The 16,956-nt window shown below is 67.0% G+C and carries 15 protein-coding genes; 5 read left to right on the top strand and 10 right to left on the bottom strand.

The features are described 5' to 3' along the window. Positions 1–7: 7 nt before the first annotated feature. Both ACFSGX_RS15440 and ACFSGX_RS15435 read right to left on the bottom strand, forming a co-directional pair. On the bottom strand, positions 8–1,183 hold the full coding sequence (locus tag ACFSGX_RS15440) for a M24 family metallopeptidase (RefSeq protein ID WP_380931214.1): 1,176 nt from the start codon (positions 1,181–1,183) through the stop codon (positions 8–10). Beyond that, positions 1,180–2,433 carry an NAD(P)/FAD-dependent oxidoreductase gene (locus tag ACFSGX_RS15435; RefSeq protein WP_380931213.1) on the bottom strand — a complete coding sequence of 418 codons (1,254 nt, stop codon included), beginning with the start codon at positions 2,431–2,433 and terminating at the stop codon, positions 1,180–1,182. Before ACFSGX_RS15435 ends, ACFSGX_RS15440 begins: the two co-directional genes overlap by 4 nt. Before the next feature lie 58 nt (positions 2,434–2,491). Between ACFSGX_RS15435 and ACFSGX_RS15430 the strand changes: the two genes are divergently transcribed. The 4 genes from ACFSGX_RS15430 to ACFSGX_RS15415 are packed head-to-tail and all read left to right on the top strand — an operon-like array spanning position 2,492 to position 6,056. Further along, entirely contained in the window at positions 2,492–3,418 is a 927-nt protein-coding gene (locus ACFSGX_RS15430; protein ID WP_380931212.1) for a dihydrodipicolinate synthase family protein, read from the top strand. Then, positions 3,418–4,416: a 4-hydroxyproline epimerase gene (locus ACFSGX_RS15425; RefSeq protein WP_380931211.1), complete on the top strand. Its 999-nt coding sequence runs from the start codon at positions 3,418–3,420 to the stop codon at positions 4,414–4,416. The genes ACFSGX_RS15430 and ACFSGX_RS15425 overlap by 1 nt, the downstream gene beginning before the upstream one ends. 49 nt (positions 4,417–4,465) lie before the next feature. Then, the gene (locus ACFSGX_RS15420; RefSeq protein WP_380931210.1) at positions 4,466–4,630 is read left to right on the top strand and encodes a hypothetical protein; all 165 of its coding nucleotides are present in this window, start codon (positions 4,466–4,468) and stop codon (positions 4,628–4,630) included. Positions 4,631–4,649: 19 nt separating this feature from the next. Beyond that, the gene (locus ACFSGX_RS15415) at positions 4,650–6,056 is read left to right on the top strand and encodes an amino acid permease (protein WP_380931209.1); all 1,407 of its coding nucleotides are present in this window, start codon (positions 4,650–4,652) and stop codon (positions 6,054–6,056) included. Positions 6,057–6,063: 7 nt separating this feature from the next. On the opposite strand, the gene ACFSGX_RS15410 is transcribed toward ACFSGX_RS15415, so the two are convergent. Both ACFSGX_RS15410 and ACFSGX_RS15405 read right to left on the bottom strand, forming a co-directional pair. Then, on the bottom strand, positions 6,064–7,548 hold the full coding sequence (locus ACFSGX_RS15410) for a S41 family peptidase (RefSeq protein WP_380931208.1): 1,485 nt from the start codon (positions 7,546–7,548) through the stop codon (positions 6,064–6,066). A gap of 46 nt (positions 7,549–7,594) precedes the next feature. Then, complete coding sequence (locus tag ACFSGX_RS15405) at positions 7,595–8,677, bottom strand: AraC family transcriptional regulator (RefSeq protein ID WP_380931207.1); 1,083 nt, start codon at positions 8,675–8,677, stop codon at positions 7,595–7,597. A gap of 416 nt (positions 8,678–9,093) precedes the next feature. On the opposite strand from ACFSGX_RS15405, the gene ACFSGX_RS15400 reads away from it, so the two are divergent. Then, the gene (locus ACFSGX_RS15400; RefSeq protein ID WP_380931206.1) at positions 9,094–12,186 is read left to right on the top strand and encodes a sensor histidine kinase; all 3,093 of its coding nucleotides are present in this window, start codon (positions 9,094–9,096) and stop codon (positions 12,184–12,186) included. Positions 12,187–12,332: 146 nt separating this feature from the next. Here ACFSGX_RS15400 and ACFSGX_RS15395 read toward each other — a convergent pair whose 3' ends face one another. The 6 genes from ACFSGX_RS15395 to ACFSGX_RS15370 form a co-directional block, all read right to left on the bottom strand. Further along, complete coding sequence (locus ACFSGX_RS15395) at positions 12,333–12,950, bottom strand: pyridoxamine 5'-phosphate oxidase family protein (RefSeq protein ID WP_380931205.1); 618 nt, start codon at positions 12,948–12,950, stop codon at positions 12,333–12,335. A 16-nt stretch (positions 12,951–12,966) separates the two neighbouring features. Continuing rightward, positions 12,967–13,647, bottom strand: coding sequence for an isochorismatase family protein (locus ACFSGX_RS15390; RefSeq protein WP_380931204.1), 681 nt, complete (start codon positions 13,645–13,647; stop codon positions 12,967–12,969). Then, complete coding sequence (locus ACFSGX_RS15385; protein ID WP_380931203.1) at positions 13,644–14,573, bottom strand: alpha/beta fold hydrolase; 930 nt, start codon at positions 14,571–14,573, stop codon at positions 13,644–13,646. The genes ACFSGX_RS15390 and ACFSGX_RS15385 overlap by 4 nt, the downstream gene beginning before the upstream one ends. A 1-nt stretch (position 14,574) precedes the next feature. Continuing rightward, the gene (locus ACFSGX_RS15380; RefSeq protein WP_380931202.1) at positions 14,575–15,306 is read right to left on the bottom strand and encodes an alpha/beta fold hydrolase; all 732 of its coding nucleotides are present in this window, start codon (positions 15,304–15,306) and stop codon (positions 14,575–14,577) included. Positions 15,307–15,355: 49 nt separating this feature from the next. Continuing rightward, a complete protein-coding gene (locus ACFSGX_RS15375) occupies positions 15,356–16,327 on the bottom strand; it encodes an alpha/beta fold hydrolase (protein WP_380931201.1) in 972 nt (323 codons plus the stop codon). Between the two features lie 184 nt (positions 16,328–16,511). Continuing rightward, the gene (locus tag ACFSGX_RS15370) at positions 16,512–16,928 is read right to left on the bottom strand and encodes a DoxX family protein (protein WP_380931200.1); all 417 of its coding nucleotides are present in this window, start codon (positions 16,926–16,928) and stop codon (positions 16,512–16,514) included. Positions 16,929–16,956 lie beyond the last annotated feature (28 nt).

Genomic DNA, 16,956 nt, shown 5'->3' with positions numbered 1-16,956 from the left:
TTGGCCGCTAGCCGAAGGGGCGGTCGATCGACGGCTGCGGCTCGGTAAACCAGGCTGCACCGGTTTCGGTGACGTGGAAATGATCCTCCAGCCGGATACCGAAGCGGTCGGGCACGACGATCATCGGTTCGTTCGAGAAGCACATGCCGGGGGCAAGCGGCGTCCGGTCACCGCGGACGAGATAGGCGGGCTCATGGATCGAAAGGCCGATGCCGTGGCCGGTGCGGTGCGGCAGGCCGGGGAGGCGGTAGTCTGGGCCGAGGTCGGCTTTCTCCAGCACCGCGCGGGCGGCGGCATCGACCGCTTCGCACGGGACGCCGGGCCGGACCGCCGCGAAGGCCGCGGCCTGCGCGGCATGTTCGACATCCCAGATCGCGCGTGCCTCATCGCCGACATTGCCGAACGCGTAGGTGCGGGTGATGTCGGAATGATAGCCCTCGACCTGGCAGCCGGTGTCGATCAGCACAAGCTGGTCCCCCTCCAGCCGCTGATCGCCGGGCAGGCCGTGCGGGAATGCGGTCGCGCGACCGAACTGGACCGCGCAGAAGTACGAGCCTGACGCGCCGATCGCGCGGTGCGCCTCGTCGATGAAGCGTATGACGGTGCTGGCGGCGACGCCGGGGTGGAGGATGCGGGCGGCGCGGCGCTGGACTTCGAGCGTCATCGCCTTGGCCTGCGTCAGCAACGCGAGTTCGGCCGGGCTCTTGATCATGCGACAGGTGTCGACGACCGAGCCGCCATCGCCGAGCGTGAGGCCGGTGGCGGCCAGTGCGGACGCCATGCCGTAGGGGAGTTGCGGATCGAACAGCAACCGGCCCGCGATCGCATCGGCGACCAGTGCGTAGGGGCTTTCGTCCTCCTCCCAGAGGCGGAGGTCCGCGTCGATTTCGAGTCCGGCCTCCAGCGAACCCTGTTCGAAGCGTGGGCAGATCAGGATCGGCTGACCGGTTACCGGGAGCAGAAGCGCGACCAGCCGCTCGGTCGCGTGCCAGGGGAGGCCGGTGAAATACCGCAGGCTCGGCCCCGCGCCGATCAGGATCGCGGTTGCGCCTGCGGCCTCCGTCAGCGCGCGGGCCTTGGCGAGGCGTGCCGTGCGTTCGGCCGCGGCGATGCGCGGTGCGGGCGTTGGCCAGGCGTGAAGGCTCGCCAGTTCGCGCGCGACAGTGGATCCGCCGATGGTCATGGGTGACGTCCTGTGTTGCGGAACCGGTTGAGGTCGAACGGGTCGAGCGGAATTGAAGAAGTTTGCCCCAGCATCAGCGCGGCGACCAGTCGCGCGGTCACCGGCGCCAGCGTCAGGCCGAGATGCTGGTGCCCGAACGCGTAGATCAGGTTGGCGTGTCGGGTGGAGCGGCCGATGGCCGGGAGATAGTCGGGCAGGGTCGGACGTGCGCCCATCCAGCGATCATAGGGTCCCGCGATCGGAAGGCCGAGCGTGCGGACGTGCTGTTCCAGCCGTTCCCACTTGCGCGGATCGGCCGGCGCATCGGGGTCGCCGAGTTCGACGAAGCTCGCCGCCTGAACGCAGTCGGCATAACGCGAGACGATCATCGATCGGTCCTCGAACACGACGGGCGGCAGGTCCGCCGGCCAGCGATCGGCGCGTGCCCGGACATGATAGCCGCGCTCGGCGATCATCGGCACGCGGTAGCCGAGCGGTTCGAGCAGCGCGCGCGACCGCACGCCCGCGGCCACCAGGACTTGATCGATATCATGCCCGGCGACGGCGATCCGTCCCGCGGTCTCGATCAGCCGGACATCCTGCCGGACGATCCGGCCGCCCCGCGCCACGACCGCGGCCTCGAGCGCCACGGCGAGCCGGCGGAGGTCCGCAATCTGTCCGCTGCCGGTGAAGCGGATCGCGCCGCCGACATGTTCGGTCAGGGTGCCCAGTCGTTGCAGCATGTCCGGTTCGGCGTCGACGATCTGGGCCGTGCCGATCACGGTTTGCGACCAGCGTTCGCGGCCGCGGCGGGCGGCCGCAGGCGTGTCCCAGACGACGATGTGGCCATCCTCCCGCAGCAGGTCCGGCGTGCCGATCGCCGCCGCCAGATCGCGCCAGGCCGGCATGGCGCCGGCCAGCAGCGGCGTGAGCGCGGCTGTTCCGGCGGCAAAGCGGCCGGGCGTCGACGCACCGGCCAGGCGCAGGACGAACGGCAGCCAGCGCCCGATCATCGATGGCGGCAGCGCCAGAGCACCGCCGACGCCGAACAGCCGCGACGGCGCGGACCGCAACGCGGCGGGGGAGGCGAGCGGTGCCACCTGCTCGACCGCGATATGACCGGCATTTCCCCAGGATGCGGCGTTGTAATCGGCGGCGCGTTCGAACACTGTAACGCCACGCCCCCGATCGAGCATGGCGAGTGCGCAGCTGAGTCCGACGATGCCGCCCCCCACGATCCCGATCCCGCCCACGTCATTCTCCTGTTGCACCGTATCTGCGATTTTCGTATACAGTATATAGATTGAGAAACAGGAAGGTCGATACCGAATGTCAGTCGAATGGAAAGGCGTGTTTCCGGCCGTCACGACGCAGATCCGCGAGGACATGACCGTCGATCTGGGCGACACGCAACGTGTCGTCGACGATCTGATCCGCGACGGCGTGACGGGTGTCATCGCACTCGGCACGGTCGGCGAGAACAACTCCTTCGATTATGACGAGAAGGTCGAGATACTGACCGCGATCGTCGAGGCGGTGCATGGCCGTGTGCCGGTGATCACCGGCGTTTCGGAATATGATACGCGCCGCGCGGTCCGTTATGCGCAGACGGCGGAAAAGGTCGGGGCGGACGGCCTGATGCTGTTGCCGCCGATGGTCTATGTGCCGAAGCCGGCCGAACTGGTGCTGCATTTCAGGGGTGTGGCCGAACAGGTCGGCCTGCCCATCATGTTGTACAACAACCCGCCCGCCTATCGCACGCTGATCGACAACGAGGTGCTGGCCGCACTGGTCGACGTTGCCAACATCGTCGCGGTCAAGGAGTCGGCGCCCGACACGCGCCGTTTCTCCGACGTGAAGAATGCGTTCGGCGATCGCTACGTGCTGTTCGCCGGGCTCGACGACGTCGCGCTGGAGGGGCTGTTCCTCGGCGCGCAGGGCTGGGTTTCCGGCCTGACCAACGCGTTTCCGCGGGAATCCGTCGAACTGGTCAACGCGTTCCAGCGCGGCGATCATGCCAAGGCGATGGAGATCTATCGCTGGTTCATGCCGCTGCTCCACCTGGATGCCGAGCATGACCTGGTCCAGTCGATCAAGCTGGCCGAGCAGGTGATGGGTCGCGGGTCCGAGCGCGTCCTGCCGCCGCGTTACCCGCTGGTCGGGGCGCGCCGGGCCGAGGTGATCGCGATGGTCGAGCAGGCGGCGGCGACGCGGCCGACGCTTTCGCCCGCCGAACCGGCGCTTGCCCCCGCCTGATGCGGCACACATTCTTCTGCATCGATGGGCACACCGCCGGTAACCCGGTTCGCCTGGTTGCGGGCGGTGCGCCGTTGCTGAAGGGCGCGTCGATGTCCGAACGGCGGCAGGACTTCATGGCGCGGTTCGACTGGATCCGCACCGGGCTCTGTTTCGAACCGCGTGGGCATGACATGATGTCCGGCGGATTCCTGTATCCGCCGACGCGAGCCGACACCGATATCGGCATCCTGTTCATCGAAACGAGCGGATGCCTGCCGATGTGCGGGCACGGCACGATCGGGATGGTGACGTTCGGTTTGGAACACGGCCTGATCCAGCCGGGCGCGCCGGGACGGTTGCGGATCGAAGTACCCGCCGGCGTGATCGACGTGACGTACGAGACCGATGGCCCGAAGGTCACGTCGGTCCGGATCACCAACGTGCCGGCCTACGTCGCCGCGCGGGGTATCCAGGTGGATATCGACGGCATCGGACCGCTCGTCGTCGACGTGGCCTATGGCGGAAACTACTATGCGATCGTCGAGCCGCAGGGGCGTTACACCGGCCTCGACGATCTCGGCGCGGCGGAGATCGTCGCGCTGAGCGGTCGCGTCCGGGAGGCGGTGCGGGCCGTGTTCGAGCCGGTCCACCCGATCGACCCGACGATCCGCGGCGTCAGCCACGTGCTGTGGGCCGATGTGCCCCGCGGCGACGGCGCGGACGGGCGCAACGCGGTCTTCTACGGCGACAAGGCGATCGACCGAAGCCCGTGCGGCACCGGCACCTCCGCACGGCTGGCGCATCTGGCGGACAGCGGCCGATTGGCGGTTGGCGACCGCTTCGTCCACGAAAGCTACATCGGCAGCCGGTTCGTCGGGCGTGTGGAGGCGGCGACGAGCCTGGGCGACACGGCCGCGATCATTCCGTCGATCGAGGGATCGGCCGTCGCGACCGGGTTCAACACGATCTGGATCGACCGGGAAGACCGTTTCTGGGAAGGTTTCCAGGTTTCATGAAGCCTGTGCGGTACCGGCGCGGTAATCCCGCCTGCCGAGCCGCACATCGATGCGCATCGTTGTCCGTGGGCAGATCGTCACGGCGCGCATTTGCGGCCGGCTGGGCGCGAGGATTGTCCGCGATGAGGGGCGGATGCTGACGCTGCTTGCCGGCCATTTGCAATCGAGGCCGACTCAACTGCGGCACCAGTTCGGGACGGCGCGCGACGCGTAACCATATTCGGGGATGGGCAATGTTTGGACCACGCAAATCGTTCGAATCGTCGGCCCATGGCCAGGAACATAGCCTCGCCAAGACGCTGAGCTGGCCGCATCTGATCGCGCTCGGCGTCGGCGCGATCGTCGGGACCGGGATCTATACGCTGGTGGGGGTCGGGGCGGAGCGGGCGGGGCCGGGCGTCATCCTGGCCTTCGTGATCTGCGGCGTCATCTGCGCGTGCGCGGCGCTGGCCTATACCGAACTGGCGACGCTGATCCCGGCGGCGGGCAGTGCCTATACGTTCAGTTACACGGCGCTTGGCGAAACCGTCGCCTGGGTCGTCGGATGGAGCCTGATCCTGGAATATTCGCTGGCCTGCTCGACGGTCGCGGTGGGCTGGTCGGGATATCTGGTCGGCTGGATCGAGACGGCGGGGATCCACCTGCCGCAGGCGTTGCTGGTCGGGCCGCATGGCGGCGGCATCGTCAACATGCCGGCGGTGCTCGTCTCGCTTGCCGTCATGGGGATGCTGATCCTCGGCACGCGGCAGAGCGCGACGCTGAATATCGTGCTGGTCCTGATCAAGCTCGTCGCGCTGACGATCTTCGTCGTCTACGCGCTGCCCGCGTTCCAGAACGCGAACCTGCATCCGTTCATGCCCTACGGCTTTGGATCGACGGAAGTGGCCGGGCACAAGCGCGGCGTGATGGCGGCCGCAGCGATCGTGTTCTTCGCCTTCTACGGCTTCGACGCGGTCGCCACATCGGCGGAGGAGACGAAGAACCCGAAGCGCGACCTGACCATCGGGATCGTCGGGTCGATGCTCGTCTGCACCGTGATCTACATGGCGGTCGCGGTGACGGCGATCGGTGCCATGCCGTTCACGCAGCTGGCCAATTCCCCGGAACCGCTCGCGCTTGTCCTGCGACAGCTGAACCAGCCGTTCGCGGCACAGCTGATCGCGCTTGCCGCGGTGATCGCGCTGCCGTCGGTCATTCTGGTGATGATGTACGGCCAGAGCCGGATCTTCTTCGTCATGGCGCGCGACGGTCTGCTGCCCCGCGGGCTGGCGAAGGTGAGCCGGCGGACGGGATCGCCGACGTTGATCACGGTGCTGACCGGCCTGTCGATCGCCGCGGTCGCCGGCTTCTTCCGGCTCGACGAGATTGCCGAACTGGCCAATGCCGGGACGTTGATCGCGTTCATCTCGGTCGGCATCTGCCTGATGGTCCTGCGTCGCACCGCACCGCAGCTGCCCCGTCTGTTTCGTTGCCCCGCCGCCTATGTGGTCGGGACGGTGACGGTGCTGGGGTGCCTCTACCTGTTGGCCAGCCTGCCGTCCTCGACGCTGGTGCGGTTCGTGATGTGGAACGTGGCAGGGCTGGCGCTCTATGCGGCTTACGGTCGTCGCAACAGCGGTGTGGGCCGGGAGGCCGCGTGACAAAGGGTTAGGCCGGTGCTGAGGCGGCAAGGATGGCCCGCGCGAGTTGGCGGTCCTGCCCGGCCTGCACATCGACGGCGCGCGCCGGAACCCGGATGTCCGGCATCACTCCGGCATCCGGTTGCGGCACGTCGGGCCAGTAGGCGATCAGGGGCAGATCGACCTCGATGCCCGATGCCGGCAGGTTGATGAAGAAGAACGCGCCGCCATTGATGCCGCGCCGGTTTCCGCCGGTCTGCTCGCCGACCAGCGTACCCAGTCGGTGCCGCTGCATGAGGCCGGCGAAGCTTAAGGTGGCTGACGCATTCTTTGGCCCGACGAGCACGGCGACCTTGCCCGCGAACCGCCGGCCGGCCGGTCGGATGAGATCCGTGTCGGACGCATCGCCGGGGCGCGTGAGAGCATAGAAGCCCGCCGCGTCGGGGCCGACGGCGGAGGCTCCCCAATCCCGGAAGCTGCGGTCCCACGTCTTGAGGTAGGGGGACAGCCGATCGGGGATCTTCCGGTAGCGCACATGGCGGGAATAGCTGTCGGTCGCCAGGGGCGTATCGATCAGGCGGGCGATGATCGCCGCCCCGCAGTCTAGGCCGCCGCCATTGTCGCGGATGTCCACAACGAGGCCCGACAGCTTGCGGTCGACCGCCGTATCCAGGCTCGCGTCGATGAAGCCGCGCCAATCCCATTCGTCACGGAAGACCGCCCATGTCGGCATGGTGAGGACGCCGACATCACCACGCAGATCGAACGTCCAGCCATAGGGGGATGCTTGGGATGGAGGACGCAACGCCGCGTCGCGTGCTGAGGCGGTCATCAAGGGACATGCGACCGTCGCGGTGCCGCCGGCGGTGCGGACCACGATACGGGCCGATTGCCCGGACGACGGAGAGAGCAGCGCGCGCAGGACGTCGAAGGCCGGCTGATCGGCGCCGCCGGGGATACCGAGATCGGCAACCTTCCGCGCGTCGTTCCCGCCGTCGGTGCGGGCATATGGGAGCATCCTCGCCAGCATGACCCGTGCGGCGATCCCGTCGATCGCGACTATCTCAGTTCCCGCCGGCAGATTGTGCCCGCTGCCGAGATCGGCGGTGACGATCATGCGCTGGTCGAGCCAGATGAAGGCGAACGGCAGGCGGTCGGGCCTGCCGAACAGCGTGGCCGCCACGGCCGGCGTCTGGTTGGCGGGGTTGGGGAAGCTGTGGCCGCACCGGATCGTCGCGGTGAACGCCGCCAGCGCCATGTAGAACTCGCCCAAACTGCGGGGGGTGCCGGCGAACCGATCGAGGCGCCGACATTCCCGCTGGAACCCAGCGGGAGTTAGGTAGCGATAGAGGCCCGGATGCAGGCTGGCATAGGCATCGTACAGGATGCCGATGTCTTGGCGCATCGCGGCTGGTGACAGCAGGTCGCCGGCTGCCAGGGCGGGGGCAGGGAGGAGGGCGGCGGCCAGTCCAGACGCTCCCGTCAGGATTTGGCGACGATCGAGTTGGATCATGGTGGTGCTCCGGGCGAATGTGCTCCGAAGCCGATGCCTCCGGCTGTCAGCCGGTGCGCTGCATATCCGGGGGTCCCGCGACGTTTTTGTCGGTTGAGACGCGGCGATAGGCGGACGGGGTGACGCCGAACCGGTCCTTGAAGACGCGGTTGAACGTCGCCTTCGATCCGAAGCCGGCATCGATCGCAAGCGTCAGGATATCGGCATCGGTCCCATCCCGTAGCCGGGCGGCGACATGCTCGACGCGCAGTCCGTTGATGGCCTCGGCGAACCCGAGCCCGAGGCCGTCGTTCAGCCCCCGCGACAGATAGGCCGTGTTGGTACCGAGCCGGCGCGCCAGCCCTGCCAGATCGAGATCCGGATCGCGCCACCAGCCTTGCTCCTCGATACGGCGCATCCAGTCGGCGGCGATCGGGGACCAGTCGCGCTCGACGGGCTCGACGATCGGGTGCGGTCGGGCGTCGGCGTGACGCCAACCTTCGATCGCCAGGTAATTGCCGACGATCGCCAGCACGACGTAGAAGCCGAACATGTCGAAGTAGGACAGCGGCGCGACCAGTGCGTCGGCAGCGAGATACCCCGTCCGGACCGCCACGATGGCGGCATAGGCGATCAGCACCGCCCGCACCCGCCGCGCCGCCGCAAGGTCCGCCCGGCGTGCCGAGAGCCATGCCCGGTGCCGGCGCAACGCGCGCAAGCCCGCCGCGGCATAGCCGACCATCGAGATGAGCAGCAGGATCGCCAGGATCGGATCGAGCCACGGGCGCTGGACCTCACGATCGAACGCCCCGCGCAAGTCGAGCGGAAGGCAGAACGCGACCGCCTGGTAGGCGAATTGGGCCACGGGCAAGGCGGCGTGCCAGCGTGAGATCGGACGATCGAAGACCAGTGCGTTCAGGTGAGCGTAGAGGAGTGGCCCCATGGCAAGCGGCACGGCGAACGGTGCGAACGACAGCCAAGGCCAGCGATCGTAGAAGCCGGCATAGCCGATGGTGAACGGGGTCAGCATCCCGCACAGGACGATCAGCAGCGCGCCGAGATAATTTTGCGCTGCCCCCCGCCGGCCGACGATGATGGCGGTGGCGAGCACCAGCATCTGCGCCTCGAACAGGCCGAGGAAAAGGGACATGGGACCGATGCTCACACGCTCATCAGCCCCGTCTCCTTAAAAACGTCAATGGACGATAGAGCGGTGCCGCCACTGATCGGGAGGATGTCGCAGTTTCCGGGCAAATCGCGCTCAGCGCGCTTCATCTACAACTTCGTCCGGCGCCACTTCGTGCTCGACCCCTGCGCCCCACGCAGTTCAAACGAACCACGTCACGCTGAGGCAATACTTATCCACTTTAACGAGGCAAGCCCAATTCGACTGGTTTCACCCATTTGGACGATCGCTACAATGCGGGAACATCGGTTATCTTGTATCGGCCTGAATTTGATAATGAACGTCGGCGGATGCAGCACCGTATTGCTATTTCTGAAATAAAATAGTCACGGACAGGTCGCCAGATGACGCCGCGTCCGCCTTGAAAGAAGATGTGAGGGATGTCGTCCGTTCCGAAATTCCTTCTGCTGGCGATGCTGACCGCGCTATTGAGCCTGTGCGAAGCAGGCGTAGCGAATGCGCAGCGCAGCCTCCAGCAACTGCGGCACACCGCCTGGACATCGAGAGACGGCGCGCCACCGGAGATCTGGGCTCTGGCCCAGTCGAACGACGGATATCTCTGGCTGGGCACGGGAAGCGGACTTTACCGGTTCGACGGCGCTCGTTTCGAGAAGTTTCGACCATTTGGCGGCGAACGCCTTCCCTCGCTCAACGTCAATTCGCTGCTGGCCACCCGCAGCGGTGACCTCTGGATTGGCTTTGCATCGGGCGCCGTGGCGAGACTCCGCTCGGGCCATTTGACCATTTTCGACTTGGGCCTGCCGCCGGTCCCGGTGCTGGAGCTGGCCGAGGACCGCGCAGGCGGGATCTGGGCGGCCCTTGGCGAGGATGACAGGGGAGGGGTCGCGCGCTTCCATAGGGGTCGATGGGAGAGTGTTGGCGACGCTTATGGGGTCGTCGCGGGCGCGGCGACCAGCGTCCTGGGCGCGCGAGACGGATCGGTGTGGATCGCGGCGGGTGGCGAACTCGAGGTGTTGCGACCAGGCGCACGTCGCTTTTCGCGCGTCGCCGCCTCGGCAGCGGGCAGGCCGAAGCTCAAGCAGTCGCCGGACGGCGCGATATGGCTGACCACCGGCGCCCGCCCCGGTCTCCAGCGCATCGCGGCATGGCCTGCCCAAGCCGCACCGACATGGATCGTGCCGCCCGGGACGGCCAATCCGCGGGCGGAGAGCATCCTGTTCGATCGACACGGCAGTCTTTGGGGAACGTACGGAAGTGGCGGCGTCTTTCGTCTCAGCAGCGTCGGGTTGGTCGGCCGCACGCTCCCGGCCGATGGCGCAAAGGAGAGGTTCGGCGTGGAGCGCGGCCTGACGTCCAACCTTGCCAATCCGATCCTGGAGGATCGGGAAGGCAATGTCTGGGTGGGGACGAACCTTGGTCTCGATCAGTTTCGCGAGACGAGCGCCGTGGTTGCGACCGGCCTGCCGACGGATTCGCGCAATGGTTTCCGGATCGCGCCGGGCCCCGCAGGCACGATGTATGTCACTTCAAACGACGCCCTGTTCCAGGCGAGCGCGGACCGTGTCGCCCGTAAGTTGGTGCAACTGCCGCGGCGGACCTTGGTCCTTCACACGGATGCACGGTCACGGACCTGGATCGGTACGGACCGAACGCTCGGCATTCTGTCCGGCACCCGCGTTCGGGACGTGCCGTTGCCATGGGCGGGACCCAGGCCGTTTGCTCTCATCGAGGACGCCGCGGGTCGGATCTGCGTCTCGTCCGCGGAAGGCGCCTTTTGCCGGATGCCATATGGATGGAAGGCCGAACCGCGCCTCGCGTCACGGAGTATTCTGCCGATGCAGATGCTGCGTGACGCGCTCGGGCGGATATGGATCGCGGAAGCGCACCGCATCGAGATGATCGATGGACCCGCGCGACGGGTGTTCTCCGCCCGGGACGATCCCGCACTGGGGACCGTTGTGGTCATCGCAGGCCGGGGACGGCATGTGTATGCGGGCGGCGACTTCGGGTTGGCACGGTTCGACGGCCGGCGCTTCGTGACCCTCAAGGCGGATGTTCATCCGTTCCTGAGCCGGACGGCCGGGATCGTCGAAACGGCCGAAGGCGACCTGTGGCTCAACACCGTGGCCGGCGTGGTCAGGATCGATCGCGCGGACGTGGACGATGCCTTCGCCCATACCGCTCGCCGGCTGAAGGCACGCGTGTTCGATCGCAACGATGGGATGCCCGGCGTGGCGCAGCAGGATTCCTGGTCGCAAACGGCGATCGAGGCGTCCGACGGGCGTCTCTGGTTCATTACGAGGCTCGGCGTCGCCTGGATCGACCCCAAGCGACTGTCCTTCAACGCGCTTCCACCGCCGGTAGTCGTCCAGTCCCTGGTTTCCGGAGGCCGCAGCTATGCGGCGGATACACCCATCACGCTGCCGAAAGGCGCGTCCAACCTCCAGATCGAGTATACCGCAACCAGCCTTTCCGTGCCGTCCCGCGTGCGGTTCCGCTACCAGTTGGAGGGGGTCGACGACGGTTGGGTCGATGCGGGTCCGCGCCGTGAGGCCTTTTACACGGGGCTTGGGCCGGGCCGTTACAAGTTCCAGCTCATGGCGGCGAACGATGACGGCGTATGGAGCCGACGGCCCGCAACACTGGCGTTCGAAATCCCGCCGACATTCTTCCAGAGCTGGCCGTTTCGCGTGCTTTGCGGCTTCGGGCTGCTGGGGCTGGTCTGGCTTGGCTATGCCTTGCGGCTGCGAGCGGTCGCCCGTCGTATCCGCGCGCAGATGGCAGAGCGGATGGGCGAACGCGAACGCATCGCCCGCGAACTGCACGACACGCTGCTGCAATCGGTTCAGACCCTCACCCTCCACGTCCAGGTGGCGGCGGAAGACCTGCCGCAAGGCGCGCCGGAACGCTCGAAACTGGAGCACGCCCTGACCCGCGCCGACCGGGCAATTGCCGAAGGGCGGGATCGCGTGCGCGACCTGCGCGCGCGATATGATCCCGACGGCATCGCCGCGATCCTCGCCGAGATCGCCGACACGCAGGGCTTCGATCCTGCGTCTTCGGTTCGTATCCAGACGATCGGCGATCCCCGCCGCCTTGCGCCGATCGCGCTCGACGAGATCGTGCATATCGCCGCCGAGGCGATCGCCAATGTCCGGCTGCATGCCCGCGCAACCGAGCTTCTGATCGAGCTTCGCTTCGCGCGGCCGTTTTCGATCCGGTTCGCCGACAATGGTATCGGGATCGCGCCCGCGATCCTCGATAGCGGCGGCAGGGACGGGCATTACGGCCTGCAAGGCATGCGCGAGCGGGCGAGGAAGCTGCGCGGCACACTCACGGTGTGCTCTGCTGTCGGCGGCGGTACGGAGGTGATGCTGACGATCCCCGCCTATGTCGCCTATGACGATCGCGGCGCGGCTCGGCGGACTGGCTGGTGGAACGCGGCCGGGCGGCTGGCCAATCGGCTCTTTCGGGGGCGCGGGTCCGCGGTGGGGTGCTCCGCGATCGACTAGGCGGTATCGCCGTTCAGCGTAGCCGGATCATGACGGCGGCAAGCTGGACGCAGCCTGTTGAGTGGACGGTGCGTCGGCTGGAGTGCAACCGGATCCGCCCCACGGCAAAAGCGGTTCGGGAGGGCTCGGTACTCGTGGGGGGCGTCTCAGTCGGCGATGCGCTTACGGAGCGCCTCGTTTTCGGCTTCGAGCTGAGCCAACTTTTCCTGCAGGGGATGGACGGCCACGTCGATCTCGGCTTGCGTGAAACGCGGCACGATCTGCTGGGGACAGTTCCAGTCGAAGGCCTGCAACCGCAGGCGGAAGATGCGTTCGAGGTCCGCGCCATACCGATCGTCGCCGACCAGGGCGGTAAGCGCCGGATCGGCGTTGAGCGACACTTTCTCGGCATGGGCGTAGATCTTGAGGCGCGACCGGCGGGGATAGTCGACGAGGATCAGGCATGCCCGGGCGTTCGCCGCCAGATTGCCGGTGCTGATATATTGGCGGTTGCCGCGGTAGTCGGCGAAGGCCAGCGTCCGGTCATCGACGACTTTCAGAAAGCCGACCGGTCCACCGCGATGCTGGACATACGGCCAGCCGCTTTCCGACACCGAAGCGATGTAGAAGCTGTCCCGGCGGGCGATGAAGTCCGTCTCCCTCGCGGTGAACCGGTCGAAGTCGCGGTGCCCCCGGAAGTCCTGCCACAGATGATCCGCGTTCAGGGCTTTCTGAGCGTCACGAACGCTCGGCGTTATGGCGATATCCAGGAACCCGTAGGACAAGGCACGTCTCCGATGCTCAGCTGGACTGCCGGGCGGCCTGCTGAGCGCGCTGGTAGCTTTCCATGACGGCAGCATAGTTCGGCGCCACGAGCCCATAAAGCTGCGCGAGATCGGCCGCCTCCGGCCGGGCCCAGGTGCGATGCAGTTCCGACAGCAGCGCGTTCGTCGACGTCGGCTTCACGCCACCCTGGACGAAGCGGGCCAGCGAGGTGCGGGAAACCAATTCGCTCGGGTCCCCCGACGCATCGATCACAGCGTAGACGTCATACCCGGCGACGCGGGCATCGAGCGCCGGGAACATGACGCAGACGCTGGTCCAGACGCCGGCCATGACGAGCGTCCTGCGTCCGGTCGACTCAACCTGGGCGACGAAGTCGGCATTGTCCCATGCGTTCACCTCGCCTTTGCGGGCGACGTAGACGGCATGCGGAGCCAGTTCGTGGATCTCCGGCATCAGCGGGCCATTGGTTCCAGACGGTTCGGACGCGGTCGTGATCACCGGGATGTCGAGGAGGGTGCAGAGCCTGGCGATCATCGCGACGTTCCGCCGCAGGTCGGCGACGGGGATGTCCTTGACCGTCTGAAACAGACCGGACTGATGATCGAGGAGCAGGACCAAGGTGTCGGCCGGGTCCATCAGCGCGGCGCCGCCGCCGGTCGGGAGCGTGCTCGGCTTCGCGGTGGGATGGGATGTCATCGTCGATCTCCTGTGCTGGCGGGGGATGATGGCTGGGGCTGCGCAGCGAGATGCCGCGCGAGGAAGGTTCGGATCAGGGGCACCATTTCATCGGCGCGGTCTTCGAGCGCGAAGTGTCCGGTTTCGAGAAGGTGGAGCTCCGCGTCGGGGAGATCGCGAAGGAAGGCGTGCGCGCCATCCGGGCGGAAGATGGGATCGCGGGCCCCCCACAGGATCAACGCGGGGGGGCGGCAGGCGCGCAAGTAGGCGTGGAACGCCGGGTAGAGCGCCAGGTTCGAACGATAGTCGCGGATGATCGCGAACTGGATGTCGACGGCGCCCGGTCGATCGAGGAACAGCTGGTCGTGGAGCCAGGCGGCGGGATCGAGCCTGGCGACATCGTCCACGCCGGTCACATATTGGAAGCGCGTCCCTTCGAGGCTCATGAATGGCCGCATCGCATCGCGGGTGGCCGGGGTGTCGTCCGCCCAGAATGCTCGGGTCGGCGCCCAGAACGCCTGCATGCCGTCTTCATAGGCGTTGCCGTTCTGGATGATCAGGGCCGAGATCCGGTCCGGATGTGCAAGCGCGAGCCGAAACCCGACCGGCGCGCCATAGTCCATGACGTAGAGGGCGTATCGCCGAACGCCGAGCGTCTCGAGCAGGCCGTCGACGACGTCCGCGAATTTTGCGAACCCATATTCGAACGCGTGGAGCGGCGGCATTTCGGAGAGGCCGAAGCCCGGCAGGTCCGGCGCGATGACGTGGTAGGCGTCGGCCAGCGCCGGAATCAGGTTGCGGTACATGTGCGAAGAGCTTGGAAAGCCGTGCAGGAGGACCACAACGGGCGCGTCGGGAGATCCCGCCTCGCGGTAGAAGATGTCGATTCCCGCGATCTTCGCGGTCCGGTGGTAGGTCACTGGCGGGGCGGCGGGGGCGGGGGCCATCTCAGCCGACCGTGGCCGCAGCCGTCGCGATCAGATCGGCGACTTCGCGCGGATGCGACAGCATGACGGCATGGCTGCTGTCGACCTCCACCATCGTGGCGCCGATGCGTTCGGCCATCATCCGCTGCGCGCGCGGCGGGATCATCAGGTCGCTCGTCGCGACCATATAGTGCGACGGCTTGGTCCGCCAGGCGGCGCGGCCAATGGTCGCGGTCACCGCCCCGAGGCCCCAGGGTAGCTGGGCGGCGGCCATGAACCGGGTCGTCGCGCGATCGACGTCGGCGGCGAACGCCTGTGCGAAGCGCGCCGGATCGACGATGAGGAAACCGTCCTGGGGCGGCAGGACCGGTGCCGGAGCCTCGCCGGGTTCCGGGGGAGCCGAGGTCAGGGCCGCGACGGATCCCCCTTCGGCCGGGGCGAACGCGGCGAGGTAGACGAGTGCCGCCACCCGCGGATGCGCGCCGGCCTCGGTGATCACCGCACCGCCGTAACTGTGTCCGACCAGAATGACGGGATGGCGGGCGGCCGCGATCGCGCGTTCGGTGACGGCGACGTCGTCAGCCAGGGTGATCGTCGGATGTTGCACGACGAGGACCTCGAACCCGCGTCCGACAAGGTCGGCGTACACCGGCTGCCAGCCGGAGGCGTCGACAAATGCGCCGTGGACGAGCACGATCGAGGTTGTCGGTCCGGCGGCGGGCGCGGTGCCGATGCTGTTCGCGGTGTCCGTCATGTCCTGCCTCTTTTCGGATAGGGTCTTCGCGGGGATCGGGTGTCGGCGGTTACCGGCAGACCGTCCTGTCGAGGAAGTTGCGGATCAGCGGTGCCATGACGTCGAGCTTGTCCTCGAGCGCGAAGTGGCCGGTATCGAGGATGTGCATTTCCGCGTTGGGCAGATCGCGCCGATACGGGTGCGCGCCCGGTTCGGGGAAGATCTTGTCGTTCTTGCCCCAGACGATCAGCGTCGGCGGCTTGTGATCGCGGAAGAACGCCTGAAACCTGGGGTAGAGCGGGACATTCGTGCCGTAGTCGCGGAACAGGTCCAGCTGGATGTCGCGGTTGCCGGGTCGATCGAGCAAGGCCTGATCGACGACCCAGTTGTCGGGACTGATCCGGGCGAGCTCACCCATGCCGTCGGTATACTGGAACTTCGTCGTTTCGAGCGTGACCAGACCGTTCAAGGCGGCGCGCCGCGCGGGCGACGAAGGGTCCGCCCAATAGGCCTTGATCGGATCCCAGAACGCGCCGAGCCCTTCGATGTAGGCGTTGCCGTTCTGGACGATGAGCGCCTGCACGCGCTCGGGATGCTTGAGCGCGAGCCGGTAGCCGACCGGCGCGCCGTAATCCATGACGTACATGCTGTACCGGGTGACGCCGAGCGTCGTGACGAGCGTATCGACCGTGTCCGCCAGCTTGGCGAACGTGTAGCTGAAGCGGTTATGGTCGGGCGCATCGCTCTGACCGAAGCCGGGATAGTCGGGCGCGATGACGTGGTACCGATCCGCCAGCAGCGGGATGAGGTTCCGGAACATGTGCGACGAGGTCGGAAAGCCGTGGAGGAGGAGGAGCACCGGCGCGTTTGCGGGGCCGGCCTCGCGGTAGAAGACGTTGACGCCCTCGATCTTCACCGACTTGTATCGCACGACCGGGACCTGCGCAGCGGTAGCGGTTGTCGCGGGGCGGCAGACGGTCTGGGCGTCGGCCGCACCGGCCAGCGCCGAACATCCCAAGGCGAGTGCCAGAAGCCTCTTCATGCGTCCCTCCAGTTCGATGACTGCGGGACGGTGAAGCCACCCGCGGATCGAGTGGTATCGGAAGTCGCGGCGGTGCCTCAGTTAAGCGCGGTAAAAGGCGGTAGCTTTGCCGGTGTTGACATGTTGATGCAGATACCACCGGACGGCATGCCGCCCGGTGGTCTAACGTCCGTGTGCCGATCGTTTATCGGCGTGCATCCAGGCTCCATGCGCCGCCGCCGAATGCGATGACGTTCAGGAGGCCGCCGGCGATCGCGACGTTCTTGAAGAAATGGATGAACTGGTTCTGATCGCCGAGCGCGCTGTGGAAGGCGAGGGCGGTGACGATCGAGAAGGCCGCGAGGACGCCCGCGACCAAACGCGTGCGGTAGCCGAGGATCAGTGCCGCACCGCCGACCAGCTCGATGATCAGCGCGATCGCGAGGCCCAGATAAGGAAGGGGGAGGCCGACCGACGCGATGTAGCCGACGGTGGCAGCCGGTGCCGCGACCTTTGCCAGGCCGCTCAGTACGAAGATGGATGCGAGGCCGACACGGCCGACCGCGGGAAGCGCGCCGGGAGTATAAGAGACTGCACGGGAATTGAGGGGAAGGGTTGCCATCGAAATTCTCCTGTTTGGTGCGAGCTGC

This window comes from Sphingomonas arantia (assembly GCF_042682045.1).
GTDB lineage: Bacteria > Pseudomonadota > Alphaproteobacteria > Sphingomonadales > Sphingomonadaceae > Sphingomonas_R > Sphingomonas_R arantia.
Note: the sequence above shows the minus strand (reverse complement) of the source record. Positions and strands in the feature narration are given on the sequence as shown.

Coding starts and splice junctions, on each gene's coding strand:
- ACFSGX_RS15440 (WP_380931214.1), bottom strand. CDS start 1,183: ATGACCATCGGCGGATCCACTGTCGCGCGCGAACTGGCGAGCCTTCAC.
- ACFSGX_RS15430 (WP_380931212.1), top strand. CDS start 2,492: ATGTCAGTCGAATGGAAAGGCGTGTTTCCGGCCGTCACGACGCAGATC.
- ACFSGX_RS15425 (WP_380931211.1), top strand. CDS start 3,418: ATGCGGCACACATTCTTCTGCATCGATGGGCACACCGCCGGTAACCCG.
- ACFSGX_RS15420 (WP_380931210.1), top strand. CDS start 4,466: ATGCGCATCGTTGTCCGTGGGCAGATCGTCACGGCGCGCATTTGCGGC.
- ACFSGX_RS15415 (WP_380931209.1), top strand. CDS start 4,650: ATGTTTGGACCACGCAAATCGTTCGAATCGTCGGCCCATGGCCAGGAA.
- ACFSGX_RS15410 (WP_380931208.1), bottom strand. CDS start 7,548: ATGATCCAACTCGATCGTCGCCAAATCCTGACGGGAGCGTCTGGACTG.
- ACFSGX_RS15405 (WP_380931207.1), bottom strand. CDS start 8,677: ATGTCCCTTTTCCTCGGCCTGTTCGAGGCGCAGATGCTGGTGCTCGCC.
- ACFSGX_RS15400 (WP_380931206.1), top strand. CDS start 9,094: ATGTCGTCCGTTCCGAAATTCCTTCTGCTGGCGATGCTGACCGCGCTA.
- ACFSGX_RS15390 (WP_380931204.1), bottom strand. CDS start 13,647: ATGACATCCCATCCCACCGCGAAGCCGAGCACGCTCCCGACCGGCGGC.
- ACFSGX_RS15385 (WP_380931203.1), bottom strand. CDS start 14,573: ATGGCCCCCGCCCCCGCCGCCCCGCCAGTGACCTACCACCGGACCGCG.
- ACFSGX_RS15380 (WP_380931202.1), bottom strand. CDS start 15,306: ATGACGGACACCGCGAACAGCATCGGCACCGCGCCCGCCGCCGGACCG.
- ACFSGX_RS15375 (WP_380931201.1), bottom strand. CDS start 16,327: ATGAAGAGGCTTCTGGCACTCGCCTTGGGATGTTCGGCGCTGGCCGGT.
- ACFSGX_RS15370 (WP_380931200.1), bottom strand. CDS start 16,928: ATGGCAACCCTTCCCCTCAATTCCCGTGCAGTCTCTTATACTCCCGGC.